Below are 14,604 nucleotides of genomic sequence, written 5' to 3'. Positions count from 1 at the left end.
TCCCTTTATTGATAAATATGAATAAATGGTTCTTCTGCATCAACATCACGAACAATTAATGCTTCAGGGCCATATACGGAGGTAATGCTAACCTGCACAGAAGAGGTATTATTTGGCGGAAAATGTTCCATAACCTTCCCTGCAACAAATTGAGTGAAGCCGAGTGCTTCTGCTTCTCCATAAAACTGAATCGGAATCTCAATACTTAAATTCTGCATTTCATCATTCACATAGAAAGCTCTTCCGACAACTCCATTAAAGTTAGGAAAATAATTTTCAATGTCCTGCTTAAAATAAGAAAATGCATCCGCTTCTGACTTATATTGCGTATCTGAGCTTGGGAATAAAATATATTTTTCATTAATCTCTTCCCAATCCCCTATACTTTTGCTATCACCTGCAACCTTAGCATATGAAATAAAGTTTCCAGGAACAACAGAGGAGCTTTCCTTCTGCTCAAAAAGAGAAATAATGATTGGAACCTTTTCAAGTCCTTCCACTTCTCTAATTCTTTTTACTACCTCTATTGCAATTTTTTTCCCTTCTTTTTCAAGCTTTGTTCGATCTATTTTCAGTTCTTTTGCCGCTCCCTTTTCTACATAGGAATAGACTGAATTCATAGCCAAACCAATTGAAATTCCACCAAGCTTTAAACTATTATCATCGGTTTTCACTAAATAATCATGTTCGAGGATATGAGCTAAATAAATGGGCTCTTTGCCATTTTCCTCGCCAGCTGGATTTAACCCCTTTGCATTCTTGCTAGACTTTCTCCCAAGCCAATTGGTGATTAAACTGCTATCTAAATACTGGCCTTCTTGGAAAAAGTATTGTTCTGGATCATATGCATTTTGTGCAATTCGCATTAATCCTGTTTCAAATTCAGCAATGTCATAGCGGGTATTTAAATTATTTACAACCAATCCCCTTGCTTCAGAAGCTTTGAATGGAACAACTACCTTATAATAATCGTCAGAGATTTTATAATTTGGTATAATCGCTGTTTCTGTTGTATTACTATCTACGTCTTCTGTCTTTACTTCTTCTTCTTTATTAAAGTTAGGTGCACAAGCTGATAGGACTAATATTAGTCCAAGCACCATCATTACGTGTTTTTTCATTCACCAAACACACCTTTGTTCTTCAATTCTTCCATAAGTTTTTCCTCATCCCATACTTCAAGACCTAACTGTTCCGCTTTTGTTAATTTACTTCCTGCATCATTTCCTGCAATGACTAAATCTGTTTTCTTACTGACACTTCCTGTTATTTTACCACCTAATAATTCAATTTGTTCTTTAGCTTCATTACGAGAAAGTTGTTCTAACTTTCCTGTTAAAACAATGGTTTTTCCAGCAAATACGGAATCAGCATCTTCTGTCGTTACTGGTAATGGACCCGTATATTCCATGTTAACACCATAGGTTTTAAGTTCATTGATTAATTCCAGCACTTCTTCCTGTTCAAAAAAAGTGACAATGGAGTCAGCCATTTTTTCGCCAATTTCATTAATAGCCGTTAACTCTTCTTTTGATGCTTTAACAAGCTGGTCCATATGTTTGAATTCCATTGCAATTGTTTTCGCTGCTTTTGCTCCCACATGTCTAATTCCTAAGCCAAACAACAGCCTCTCAAGGGAATTTTGCTTTGAAGCTTCTATTGCTTGCAATAAATTATTCACAGACTTTTCGCCCATTCTTTCTAATTGAATGAGTTGCTCATAATCTAATGTGTATAAGTCCGCAACATCTTCAATTAGTTTTTCAGAAAATAATTGGCTCACTACTCGCTCACCAAGCCCGTCAATATTCATAGCATTTCTAGAAACAAAGTGAATTAAGCCTTCCCTAATTTGCGCAGGACATTTTGGATTAATACAGCGCAATGCTACTTCTTCCTCTAATCGAACAAGTTCACTATTACATTCAGGACAATGAGTAGGCATTAGAAATTCTTCTTCTTCACCGGTTCTTTTTTCCACTAAAACATTCACTACTTCTGGAATAATATCACCAGCTTTTTTGACAACAACCATATCGCCGAGTCTAATATCTTTTTCCCGTATTAAGTCCTCATTATGTAGTGATGCTCTTTTCACCGTTGTTCCAGCAACCTTTACGGGTTCTAATACAGCAGTTGGCGTCACAACACCTGTTCTCCCCACATTCAGTTCAATGGCAAGAAGCTTTGTCATTACTTCCTCTGCGGGAAATTTGTATGCTATCGCCCATCTCGGACTTTTTGCAGTTGTTCCAAGCTGCTCTTGCTGAGCTAAACCGTCTACTTTTATTACAATACCATCTATTTCATAGGGCAAGTGTGGACGTTTTTCCTGCCAGCCTTCAATATACTGTAAAACATCCTCAATTGTTTGACATTTTTTTCTTTCTTTGTTTGTTTTGAATCCAAGTGTATCGAGTAAATCCAGTCCTTCACTATGGGATTGAACACCAGTCTGACCAACATCCCCAATGGCATAAAGGAAGATATCCAAGTTTCGAGATGCCGCAATGCGCGGATCTAATTGACGTAAAGAACCAGCTGCAGCATTTCTAGGATTGGCAAATGGCTCTTCCCCATTTTCATCCTTTATTTTATTAAGTGCCTCGAAGGATTTTTTCGGCATAAATGCTTCGCCACGAACCTCTAAACTGATCGGTTGATTTAAACGTAGGGGAATAGAACGAATCGTTTTCAGATTCGCCGTAATATCCTCTCCAGTTGTTCCATCTCCTCGCGTTGCTCCTTGTTCAAATAAGCCATTCTCATATCGAAGGGAAACAGCAAGCCCATCTATCTTTAATTCACAGACGTATGAAAAGTCTTCCCCAATAGCCGCACGAACCTTTCGATCAAAATCGCGTAAATCCGCCTCATTAAATGCATTCCCTAAGCTCAGCATCGGTTTTTGATGCTGAACCTTTGAGAACATATCCAGTATTTCTCCGCCAATTCGCTGTGATGGAGAATCATTTGTTCTTAAGCTCGGAAATTGTTCTTCCAAACGGATTAATTCATTTAATAATGCGTCATATTCCGCATCAGGAACAGAAGGATTGTCCAGAACATAATATTCATACCCATACTGATTTAATAAATTATGCAGTTCTTTAACTCGCTTCTCTGCAAGAGTTTGTTCCATATATCCTTTTCCTTTCCTTATCCTTTTTGAATCGGTGCAAATTTAGCTAATAGTCGTTTAATGCCTACTGGGCTTGGAAAAGCAATGTCTAGCTCTTTTGAATCGCCTTCCCCTTTAACACTAACAACCGTCCCAGTACCCCATTTACCATGGACTGCTTTATCGCCTACACTCCATCCGATTCCTTCTCCACCTGTTGCGACTGTAGCAGGACGGATAACTGCCTTTCTCGTTGGCTGCTGTTGGGAATAAGAAGTTCGAGAGCCGCTTTGTGCTGGTGACATTCTTTGTCTATTCGAAACAGGATTCACACCTTCAAGCAAATCTTCCGGAATTTCTTTTACAAACCGAGAAGGTGGATTCATATTGGTACGTCCAAATAAAGTTCTCATCTGGGCATTTGTTAAATACAATTGCTTCTCTGCCCGTGTAATTCCTACGTATGCAAGACGGCGTTCCTCTTCCATCTCTCCTTCTTCCATTAATGAACGAGAATGTGGGAAAACTCCTTCTTCCAAACCAATTAAGAAAACAATTGGGAATTCTAAACCTTTTGCAGAGTGCAATGTCATTAAAACAACAGAATCTGCTTGTTTTCCATCATCATCCAATTTATCAATGTCGGCAACCAATGCTAAATCTGTTAGGAAAGCAATTAATGATTTATCGTCATTAGCATCTTCAAAGTTTTTCGACACAGACATAAATTCTTCTATGTTTTCTAATCTACTTTGAGCTTCAATGGACTTTTCCGCTTTTAACATGTCTACATAGCCGGATTTATCAATAACTTCTTCGACAAGTTCTGTCACAGATAAATATTCCTGCATTCTTGTATAATTTTGAATTAAATCACGGAATTCACTTGCAGCCTTCGTAATCTTTGGACTTAAGCCAATTAATTCAACGGCCTCTAATGCTTGATACATGGACATATCATGCATTGCTGCGAAATTAGCGATTTTATCAACTGAACTAGAGCCAATTCCACGCTTTGGAACGTTAATGACCCGTTGGAAGCTAATATCGTCATCCGGATTTGCAATCAGACGAAGATAAGCAAGTGTATCTTTAATTTCCTTTCGATCGTAGAACTTTATACCTCCAACAATCGAATATTCAATATTTGACTTAAGAAGCATTTCCTCCATTACACGTGATTGTGCGTTTGTTCGATAAAGGATAGCTATATCCGATAAGTTAAGAGATGTTTCTCTTCTTAATTCTTGAATTTTCCCAATAACAAATTGCGCTTCCCCTTGCTCACTATCAGCTCGGTAATAGTATATCTTGTTGCCATCTTCATTTTCTGTCCATAAATTTTTATCTTTACGACCAGAATTATTGGCAATGACCTGATTCGCGGCTTGCAGAATTCGTTTTGTGGAACGATAGTTTTGTTCCAGCATTACTACTTTTGCATTTGGATAATCCTTTTCAAAAGAAAGGATGTTGGATATATCTGCACCACGCCATGCATAAATAGACTGATCAGAGTCCCCAACTACACAGAGATTGCGGAATCGGCTTGCTAAAAGTTTTACTAGCATATATTGTGATCTATTCGGTTGCGATAGGTAAGACTTTGAAGTAATCTCCATCTTTTCCCCCGCTTAGCACCGTACGTGAGACTTTCACCTCATACGGCGCCCCATCAACTACTAGCTCGTTACATTATCAATTACACAGTTGCCCACTTTTTTACGAAGAGCGTTAACTTTACTCAGTTGTTCTTCATTAAGATTCAGTACATTAAGGTACTTATTAATGGTGTTTTCCTTTACCGCATGGATTAACTTATGGACTTCCTTACATATAAATATAAGGTTTTGATAAGCGTCCGTTCCACCTTTATTTCTAGGCTTTTTATGATGGAGTTCCATTTCCCCAATGATTAAATCTTTACGTGTTATTGCACATTTACCTAATTGAGCAATATATTTTGAGAGTCGATTGTCATTGTATTCCATACTCTCCGATTTTATTGGGTTTTCCATCAAATAATGTACCATGAATGGCGATACAGCCTCTTGGCTATTGTGAACCAAGATTCGTCCACTTTCGGTATAAGAGTTTTTCTCCTGAGTAAAGTTCAAAGGGCTTTTGTGTTTCACCCCATCTATCGGGAATAACATCATGCCACACGCAAAGAATTTCTTTTTATTAAGATAATCTTTATATGCTTTTTGAAAGAATGGTGTGATAACTCCCTTTGAACTCTTTGCTTTTTTAAGCTTGTTATACAGGATTCGTTTGACTGAGTAAGAAATTTCACTGAAATCCTTTGTCGTATGTGTCGCATACCGATAATAATTGTGAATTCCCAAGATAGTTGAGTTAAATTTAGTTACTTCAGCCTTATTCGGTTTTCTTCGAATAAATTCAGCTTTTGTTTTTATTTTCTCAATTACCTTGCGTCGTGATTTATCTGTCATATGCGATTTAACAACACGCTTTTTGCCTTTTGGAACTACTTTGAACTTAAACCCTAGAAACTCCGAATAGTTCTTACGTAAATTGACTACTCTCGATTTCTCATTGCTGATTTCAAGGCCTAATCTTTCCTTTAACCACTGCTTAGAAGATTCAAATATAATAAATGCGGTTTTGTGGTCTCGACAAAAGATTTTAAAGTCATCTGCATATCTTACAATAAACATTTCCTTTAACTTGGTATACCTTTTAAGGGTGGCGTATTTCACCGTTTGGTCAAACCGCTGTTTTCCACCAATTACACGTATCTTTGTGTAATCCTTTCTCGTCTTAATTGTTTCCCACTGATTACTTATCCACCAGTCGAATTCATTCAATACTACATTTGAAAGTAACGGAGAAAGAATTCCTCCCTGTGGAGTTCCCTTAGTAGGTTTCCCAATTCCTTTAACCTCAGCTTTGAGCATCTTACTTATAATCGAAAGAATACGTTTATCCCTAATTCCAATCGTCCATAGTTGTTTAAGCAACTTCCCATGATCAACGTTATCGAAGAAACCTTTAATATCAACATCTACTACATAATGTAGTTTGTTTTTGTTTGCTAATGTTACAGCCCTTGAATATGCGTGGATTTGACTCCGATGAGGTCTGAATCCATAGCTATGTTTATGAAAGCGAGCCTCGCATATAGGTTCAAGAACTTGTAATAAGCATTGTTGAATAAGTCTATCTTCAATAGTAGGAATTCCTAAAGGACGAATGCCGCCATTTGGCTTTTGGATTTCCTTACGTTTCACTTTATGAGGTTTATAATCATCTAGGCGTTTTTTAACATATTGTACAAGCATATCAGGGCTTCTAAGTCCGATTTCGAATATAGTGTTTTGATTCACTCCCGCTGTCTTACTTCCCTTGTTTTTCTTGATGTTACGAAAAGCAAGTTTAACATTTGCAGGGTGTAGAACTAATTCATATAACTTATTAAAAGTTTTTCCTTCCGAACTTAGCTGATATAACTGGTCAAACATGTCTTGTGTGTTGTAATACTCATTGTTTCTCAGCTTTTGACTTTTTAACTTCTTCGGCTTCGCATGGGTTTCAGTCAATTACTCACCTCTTTACATTCCCAAATTGGGTTTGTAATTTCAGCTTTCATTTCTCTTAGTCATACTCGAACCTGAAATTTCTGTTTTAATAATGTCGTCTTCTAACAGTTGACTAATGGCTATCCCTCCACTGTTTGTTATAACAGTTTCTTTGGTACTGTGCCATTACCTTCACCGACATAAAAGAGGTTATACATATACACTTTCGACATATATGCTTTCCCTGCTACCGCTTCATAGAATGCAAACTCTCCACGTTATCGGCTTACCACGTTCCAAGAATCCTATCTGTTCATTCACAATCCGTAGGTGATTCCTCTAGCCCTGTTAGCTGGATGATGCCTGTAACATCATAAGGTATTTCATAAAGACAAATTTTACTCTACCTCACTAACCCCGACATGCGGGACTATCCGTTTCGAATAGCTATATCTCTAGAGCCGTACATTCGGAATTTCGTCAATAGATGGCTGTGACATCTAATTTCTCACCATAGATTGTCTTGTAGAACCCCGGTCTATCAGCCATACCCCCTGCCTCCAGAGAGCTTTCCTCGTCTTTCTCGTTAGGATGACCTTCAACCGACTTCACCGAGCTTATAACCCTCAAGTGTTTTGCACCACCTGAACGCTATTCGGAGGATTAGGCGAGCCTTTCAGGGCGTTACCCCATCATTCGACTCTTCAGATTCTTAGTTCTCCTAGCATTACGCTAGTGTCTAACCTTTTCAGTTAGAAACGTGTCGCACTATCCTGATACTCATCTACATGAATATATTGAAACTTACGTTGATAGTATTCTAAAACTTCTGGTACTCTTTGAAATAGATGGATTGTCTGCATGATTAAATCATCGAAATCCAAGGCTTGGTTTTTGCGCAAGCGTCTTTGATACTCTGTATATACATCACTAACAATTTGTGAAAAGTAATCGCCTGCAGTCTTCGCAAATTCTTCTGGAGTAACAAGCTCATTCTTTGAAGAACTAATACTTGCTAGAATAGCACGGGGATCATATTTCTTCGGATCAATGTTTCGGTCTTTCAGGATGCCTTTAATAACAGACTGCTGATCTGTTGTATCCAATATCGTAAAGTTTCGGTTATAGCCAATTCGATCAATATCTTTTCTTAATATCCGCACACACATCGAGTGAAAGGTTGATATCCATATATCCTCACTTGCTCCGCCTAAAACAGCTGCTATTCTCTGACGCATTTCCTTCGCCGCTTTATTTGTAAACGTAATTGCTAAGATATTGTATGGATTAACCCCCTTTTCCACCATAAGATAGGCAATTCTCTGTGTTAAAACTCGGGTTTTCCCACTTCCTGCACCTGCCATAATTAATAAAGGACCCTCTGTCGCTTTAACAGCTTCCTTCTGTTCTGGATTTAATCCATTTAGTATTTTATCTGTTAAAAATTGCATCTTTTCACCACCATAAGAACATATATTCTATTTTAACCTAGCTTCATTGGTTATTCAACGATAACTCTTTTTTATTTCGACCGTTCGCAATGCGGCAGATATGTCTGTGTAAATTATATTTCCGACAACAATTACATCTGCATAATTTGCCATTTCCTCAGCCTGTTCGACTGTTTCAATACCTCCACCATAGAACAGAATGGTTTTACTTAATTGACTCTTTGCAGCTTTTACAATCGAAGGTTCTCCATATGCTCCGCTATATTCCAAATAAAAAATGGGCAAATGAAACATCTTTTCTGCCATTAAGGCATATGCTGCGATATCTTCTTCGGATAATTCTGTCTGGGCATTTGTTAATTCCGCTACTTTACAGTCTTTATTTAACACACAGTAGCCTTGAATCAAAAATTCATCCCAATCCATAAGCTCGCCATATTCCTTCACTGCTTCATGGTGAAGACCAGTTATCCATTTTGTATCCCTGCTATTTAAAACAGTTGGAATAAAATATAAATCAAATCCGGGTGAAACCGAATCTATTGTTGACACTTCTAATATACAAGGAACAGTATAGCGACGAACACGCGCCATTAGATTTAGGACATTATCTAATGTTATGCCATCCGTTCCTCCAATGATGATTGCATCTGTACCAGATTCACATAAACGATCTAGCGCTTCATCTGAAATTTCCTTATTCGGGTCTAATTTAAATACATGACGCCATTCGCGCACATCATACATGCAAACTTCCTCCATTCTAACCTTTACATCATTTCATTATAGCATTAGATATTCCATCAAAAAAGAAATCCTTCCGATTAACTGCTTGTAAATATTTCTTGGTGATTAGAAAAGCGGAGGACACCCATTTAGGAGCGTGTGAGGTGGACCAACCTTTCCTGAGATATAGGAAAAAACATGGTCAACTCTAGTGAACCGATGTTAACTTATCGTAAGGAAAGGTTGTGAAGCCCATCAATCCTAGGTGCCCGGAGCTGGACACCAAATCAACTTCATAAACTTATGCTTTCTTAACTCTTAAAAGGAATGGAGGAAACCCCTCTCTTTTCTATTGGACGAAAAGGAGGAAGCAATTGTTTCATTTCTCACATAGTAAATTAATCATTGTTTTCATCAAAAACTGTCTAGAATTCAAAAATAAAAGGGTTGTCCCGAAAAAGAAAATCGTTCAGATTTAGTCTTTTTTGGGACAATCCCTTTCGCAATCTTATTCTTCTATTTTAGTTGGATCTTCTTTCTTAATTCGTGCTAACGCTAATTCATATGCATCATTTCCATAATTCAGGCAGCGTTTAACGCGGGATATAGTTGCAGTGCTTGCACCTGTTTCTTTTTCAATTGTATGATACGTATTTCCTTCCCTTAGCATTCTTGCTACTTCTAACCGTTGGGAAAGGGATTGAATTTCATTGACTGTACATAAGTCATCAAAAAACTGATAGCATTCTTCCAATGATTCAAGGGAGAGAATGGATTCAAATAATTGATCCAACTCTCTTCCTCTTAATTTATCAATTTGCATAGGAAACCTCCATTTTTTATCCATTATTTTTATCAAAGGCAACATTTTTAATAATCAGCCTTACCAATAGTCAATCATTATTTCAACGTTACGGCGCTCTTTAGTCCAGGAGTCGAAGGGATTATATTAATCCACGTTTTCCCAGGTACAAAACCTACCTGTTTATCTCCTTTAAATGGGAGAAGTCTTCCTTCAACATTTTCCCAATGAACTTCCTGCCATTTTCCTTGCTGCAACAAATAGGCGTTGCCGCCAGATGTTAAATCAATTTCTTTTCTTCCTTTATTATCAATAACCTTATGACTAGTTTCAATTATAAACACATTATCTACTGCCACGGATGCATTTGTTTCATAATCAACTGTTTGTTCCCCATTAGAGAATCGAATATATTTCTGGATATCATCTTCATATAAAAACTGTGAATTAAAGCTTGGATTCGTACCATAATTAATAGTGACAGAGGTTGCCTCTTCGCCCTCTATTTCCTCTAGTTCTTTTGTTTTTAAAAATTGTAATGGTTCTGGTGCTCCTGATAACGAATAATTATTCTCCTTTGCACCCTTCTCAATGTTGGCAAAGCTTATGTAAGAATTATGCGGAGCAACTCGATCAGAGGACCTTTTAAAGAGGGTTCCATCATACTCCATGCCGTTTAAATTATCAATATAACCGTTTGTAAGCAGTTTTTTTGCTTCTGGACTATAGCCATGTGCAATATACAAACTATTATAACCCTTTGCAAGCTCGATATAATAGTCTCGTGAACTACGGACAGGCCCAACTACTGTAGGCTTTGTACTTTGAAAAACCGCTAGAAACCGAGTAACTTCACCTTCTGCTAATACTTCATACACAATATCTGCATCTGTCAGTCCTGTTTGTGGTCTTGCATCAGGATGATTATTAACCATAACAGTAACTGCACGGTCTGTACTTTCTGTATTGCTAGGCAAACCAGTTAATGGATATAAAGTAGCAAGGTCTGTTAATCCCTCTTCTTCCTTAGCACCATTGCCGGTTTGATTACCATTATGTTTTCCTACATCCTTCGGTTCGCTGTTGCAGGCCGTTAAGGTAAGAAGCAGAAATAGAAAAACAAACCATCTTTTCTTCATAGTCCCCTCCTAGTAATCCATCAACATGATGTTAAATGGTCTGTGTCGTTTATAACATCTACTCCCTTTATGGGAGTAAATCCTTACTTATTTAATATATCAGAATATTCTAATTAAACAATAGAACTCTTTTATATTTTAACGCATTATCGCTGGAAAGAGTACACTTTTATTCATAACATCAAATAAACCTTTTTGCGTAATCCGAATATATGGCAAATGGGTGGAGGTGAAAAACACAATGGTATAGATAGGATCCTCATACTGGTAACCTCTATCTTTAATATACTGCAGTAATTCCTTCTCTTTTTTAATAAGCTCCTCCATTGGCATAGCAGCCATCATTCCTCTTAATGGCAATGGAATTTCAATGTCTACCTTTCCGTTTTTCACCAGAACAATGCCTCCACCTATCTCCTTTAAGCGATTAAATGCGGTTATCATATCAGCATGGCTTTTTCCTAATAAAACTATATCTCCATCTCCTGTATAAGAGCTAGCCATTCCGCCAATTTCCTTTGTAAATCCCTTCAATAAAGTGTTGATTCGCCATTCTCCCTCTCGATCTAAGAGCATAAAATAACATTCATCGTGTTCCTCTGTGAGAATTGCATCAGAAACGTTAATCGAGATGGAATATGGTTTGGTAATTACTGCATTCTCTAATCTTATTCCAAAGGGCATCGAAAATTGCATGTCAAGGCTATTTACATTCCATTTTATATCAAGGGGGGTTAAATTAAATTGCTCCCACTCAACCGATGGATAGGCTTCCTTTATTTCTTTACGATCTTTCTTCACCCAAATTCCTTTGGCTAACACAGAGACAGGCGTTGGATTATCTTTCGCCTTCAGTAAGTTGATATTCGCAACTCTCCCTGTTGCAATGTTGCCATGTAAATGTTCAATCCCATGAAAGTTAGCGATATTAATGGTTGCCATATTATAAGCATCTATTAATGGTACACCATGATCCATTGCTATTCGAATGAGCTGATCAATATGCCCATTTTCGTAAAAAGAGGACGGAGATCCGTCTGTAGTTAACATTAAACGATCATACTGATCAATTCCCAATTCTTTCATTTCCTTTAGCAATTTAGGCAAATCTGGTCGGATAGAAGAGTACCTAAGACTTACTTTATACCCTTGAAGCAAACGATTCAGCACCTCTTTCCCTGTCATTGCTTCATGATCACTATCTACTCCCAGAAGCATTAATTTTGCGAGCGTTTTCTCAGATGCTCCCGGAAAATGTCCCTCGATTCGCTTTCTCAGACGCTTTGTCTCCTGCATCCAGTGAAGCATCATATCATCACCGTCTAAAAGTTTCGGCCAGCCTGTTAATTCTCCACCTTGAATTACTGCATCATTCTCTATCCAACTTTTTACATTTCCATGGGAAAAAACTTGCTCTTCATCTTGTAGCTCTGTTTGTGCATCATATCTACTCCACCATAATATCGTAGATGGAATGTCCTTCATAAAGTTCAAAAAAGTAAACGCTTTCTTTTTTTCTAACTGCATAGCCAAAACAAGGTTATCATTCACATATGTAGTTGTACCAAATTGTGATGTATATTGGGCTAAGGTTAGGGGATTATATATTTGAAAAGGATGAGCATGTGGTTCTATATATCCTGGAACTAAAAAAAGTTCTGTGCAATCAACAATTTCTGCTTGATCTATTCGGATGGGCATGTCATTGCCCACATAAATGATTCTATCTTGATATATCCAGATATTTGCTATAAGCCACTTGCGTAATATCTGATTTAAATAAGTTGCATTTTTTAGAATGATTGTGGGGGATTTTTCACCATTCAAAATGGATACATGGTCACGCAAAACTTTGTTTTTCCATCGATATCGCTGAGCTAACACTACGCTTCCTCCCTTTTCATGGTCTGTCTCATGTATATAAAAAATGGAACGATTTCTCTTTGAATATATTAGGAATTGCTATGTAATTTCCTAAGATTAACATTATTTTACCATATAAAATATTAATTCATATTACTGTTTTGTTAAATTTATGTAGGAGGAACGAAACTTATGAATCCAAAACAAAATATAAGTTTAATTAATGCGCTTATTCGTATTACTTGTGGTTGTGCATTCCTTGCATGGAGCACGGCAAAAATGACGAAGAAGCCTTATCGACAATCATATTTTCTAATTGCATTGCTAGCTGGGATGAAAATCGCAGAAGGTATCGTCCGTTATTGTCCATTAGTTGCGCTTTATGGAAAAAAGGATGAAATGATGCCTAAATTCCAGCACAAACACACGCAAAATCAAAGCTCTCACAGTCCATCACCATCTTCCCACGATTCCGAGGCAAAAGATTCTTCTTCCTCTCATGGAGTTGCAGAAATGATGGAACAGTTTAGTCCAGAGAAAATATTTTCTCCAGACGATATGAAAAAATAAAACATTGCTATGGGCTATCCAATATATCGGATGGCCTTTATCTTGTTTATGTTTAGGAATGCCTTAAGGTGGTAAATGCAATAACATAAAATGAACGAAGGAGTTGATAAAATGGCAAATCCAAAAAATCCATTGGATCTATATTATAATGATGAATTTCCAAAACAATATCAGGAGCCTCCTGGTGTACAAGCTAAAATGGATCCCCAGCCTGATTGTGGGGAAACAAGCTATAAGGGCTCTGGAAGATTAAAAGGACGAAAATCATTAGTAACTGGTGGCGATTCTGGCATTGGTCGTGCAGCTGCCATTGCTTATGCCCGTGAAGGTGCTGATGTAGCCATTAATTACTTACCAGCTGAACAAGAAGATGCTGATGAAGTAAAGAAATTAATCGAAGCAGAGGGACAAAAGGCAGTGCTGATACCTGGAGACTTAAGTGATGAGAGCTTCTGTAAAGAATTAGTGGATAAAGCTTATCAGGAATTAGGTGGACTAGACGTATTAGCTTTAGTAGCCGGAAAACAACAGGCTGTTGATGATATTCTAGATTTATCAACAGAGCAGCTCCGAAAAACCTTTGAAGTAAACGTATTTTCTTTATATTGGGTAGTGAAAGCGGCACTTCCATACTTGCCAAAGGGAGCTTCTATTATCACAACCTCCTCTGTTCAAGGCTATAATCCAAGTCCAAACTTATTAGATTATGCCCCATCCAAATTCGCCATTAACGGCTTTACTCGAGGCCTTGCCAAACAATTGGCTTCTAAAGGAATCCGAGTAAATTCTGTTGCACCAGGCCCTATTTGGACAGCCTTACAAATTACAGGTGGACAGCCAAGTGAAGCTATTCCTTCATTCGGCCAGCAAGCACCTTTGAAACGTGCTGGACAGCCAGTTGAATTATCAAGTACTTATGTATTTCTGGCATCTGATGAATCTAGCTATGTTACTGCTCAAATATATGGTATTACCGGTGGGATTGAATTGGCTTAAGTTTAAATGGGGGAAGTGTCTCTGTTACCTAGAGGTTGGATTTTTTATGTTGTTGGGCTTAGAGACGACTCCTCTGTTACCTTGAAGGGCGCTTTTGCTTGATTTTGGGCTCTGAGACGACTCCTCTGTTACCTCGAAGGCGGCTTTTGCTTGATTTCGGGCTCAGAGACGACTCCTCTGTTACCTTGAAGGGCGCTTTTGCTTGATTTTGGGCTCAGAGACGATTCCTCTGTTACCTCGAAGACGGCTTTTGCTTGATTTCGGGCTCAGAGACGACTCCTCTGTTACCTCGAAGGGCGCTTTTGCTTGATTTTGGGCTCAGAGACGACTCCTCTGTTACCTTGAAGGGCGCTTTTGCTTGATTTTGGGCTCAGAGACGACTCCTCTGTTACCT

Annotated in this window: 9 protein-coding genes and 2 pseudogenes; 2 read left to right on the top strand and 9 right to left on the bottom strand. The window is 37.9% G+C overall.

Annotated features, from left to right (window positions below):
• Positions 1-5 precede the first annotated feature (5 nt).
• The 9 genes and pseudogenes from ACTQ5K_RS01265 to ACTQ5K_RS01225 form a co-directional block, all read right to left on the bottom strand.
• Positions 6-1,121, bottom strand: a complete 1,116-nt coding sequence (locus ACTQ5K_RS01265) for a CamS family sex pheromone protein (RefSeq protein ID WP_031538086.1) — start codon at positions 1,119-1,121, stop codon at positions 6-8.
• Entirely contained in the window at positions 1,118-3,142 is a 2,025-nt protein-coding gene (gene ligA / locus ACTQ5K_RS01260) for an NAD-dependent DNA ligase LigA (protein ID WP_441993294.1), read from the bottom strand. Before ligA ends, ACTQ5K_RS01265 begins: the two co-directional genes overlap by 4 nt.
• Before the next feature lie 17 nt (positions 3,143-3,159).
• A pseudogene (locus ACTQ5K_RS01255) lies at positions 3,160-4,707 on the bottom strand (3'-5' exonuclease); the annotation flags it as partial.
• Positions 4,708-4,803: 96 nt separating this feature from the next.
• A complete protein-coding gene (gene ltrA / locus ACTQ5K_RS01250; RefSeq protein ID WP_441993292.1) occupies positions 4,804-6,684 on the bottom strand; it encodes a group II intron reverse transcriptase/maturase in 1,881 nt (626 codons plus the stop codon).
• A 746-nt stretch (positions 6,685-7,430) separates the two neighbouring features.
• Positions 7,431-8,114 (bottom strand): annotated as a pseudogene (locus ACTQ5K_RS01245) (UvrD-helicase domain-containing protein); the annotation flags it as partial.
• A gap of 54 nt (positions 8,115-8,168) precedes the next feature.
• Positions 8,169-8,861, bottom strand: coding sequence for a heptaprenylglyceryl phosphate synthase (locus ACTQ5K_RS01240; protein ID WP_031540067.1), 693 nt, complete (start codon positions 8,859-8,861; stop codon positions 8,169-8,171).
• 487 nt (positions 8,862-9,348) lie between these two features.
• Positions 9,349-9,663 carry a YerC/YecD family TrpR-related protein gene (locus tag ACTQ5K_RS01235; protein WP_031540068.1) on the bottom strand — a complete coding sequence of 105 codons (315 nt, stop codon included), beginning with the start codon at positions 9,661-9,663 and terminating at the stop codon, positions 9,349-9,351.
• Positions 9,664-9,740: 77 nt separating this feature from the next.
• Positions 9,741-10,781: a DUF3048 domain-containing protein gene (locus ACTQ5K_RS01230; RefSeq protein ID WP_235252050.1), complete on the bottom strand. Its 1,041-nt coding sequence runs from the start codon at positions 10,779-10,781 to the stop codon at positions 9,741-9,743.
• Between the two features lie 138 nt (positions 10,782-10,919).
• A complete protein-coding gene (locus tag ACTQ5K_RS01225; RefSeq protein WP_441131835.1) occupies positions 10,920-12,665 on the bottom strand; it encodes an adenine deaminase C-terminal domain-containing protein in 1,746 nt (581 codons plus the stop codon).
• Positions 12,666-12,836: 171 nt separating this feature from the next.
• On the opposite strand from ACTQ5K_RS01225, the gene ACTQ5K_RS01220 reads away from it, so the two are divergent.
• Entirely contained in the window at positions 12,837-13,214 is a 378-nt protein-coding gene (locus tag ACTQ5K_RS01220) for a YgaP-like transmembrane domain (protein WP_065429138.1), read from the top strand.
• A 111-nt stretch (positions 13,215-13,325) separates the two neighbouring features.
• A complete protein-coding gene (locus ACTQ5K_RS01215) occupies positions 13,326-14,210 on the top strand; it encodes an SDR family oxidoreductase (protein ID WP_441131836.1) in 885 nt (294 codons plus the stop codon).
• Positions 14,211-14,604 lie beyond the last annotated feature (394 nt).

It is taken from the genome of Niallia sp. Sow4_A1, assembly GCF_052116745.1.
In the GTDB taxonomy this organism is placed as follows: Bacteria; Bacillota; Bacilli; order Bacillales; family Cytobacillaceae; genus Niallia; species Niallia hominis.
The sequence above is the reverse complement of the archived record's forward strand: the minus strand, read 5'-3'. Positions and strand labels throughout refer to the sequence as shown.

Bases quoted from the DNA above. Each gene is read 5' to 3' on its own strand.
- ACTQ5K_RS01265 (WP_031538086.1), bottom strand. From the start codon at position 1,121: ATGAAAAAACACGTAATGATGGTGCTTGGACTAATATTAGTCCTATCA.
- ligA (WP_441993294.1), bottom strand. From the start codon at position 3,142: ATGGAACAAACTCTTGCAGAGAAGCGAGTTAAAGAACTGCATAATTTA.
- ACTQ5K_RS01240 (WP_031540067.1), bottom strand. From the start codon at position 8,861: ATGTATGATGTGCGCGAATGGCGTCATGTATTTAAATTAGACCCGAAT.
- ACTQ5K_RS01235 (WP_031540068.1), bottom strand. From the start codon at position 9,663: ATGCAAATTGATAAATTAAGAGGAAGAGAGTTGGATCAATTATTTGAA.
- ACTQ5K_RS01230 (WP_235252050.1), bottom strand. From the start codon at position 10,781: ATGAAGAAAAGATGGTTTGTTTTTCTATTTCTGCTTCTTACCTTAACG.
- ACTQ5K_RS01220 (WP_065429138.1), top strand. From the start codon at position 12,837: ATGAATCCAAAACAAAATATAAGTTTAATTAATGCGCTTATTCGTATT.
- ACTQ5K_RS01215 (WP_441131836.1), top strand. From the start codon at position 13,326: ATGGCAAATCCAAAAAATCCATTGGATCTATATTATAATGATGAATTT.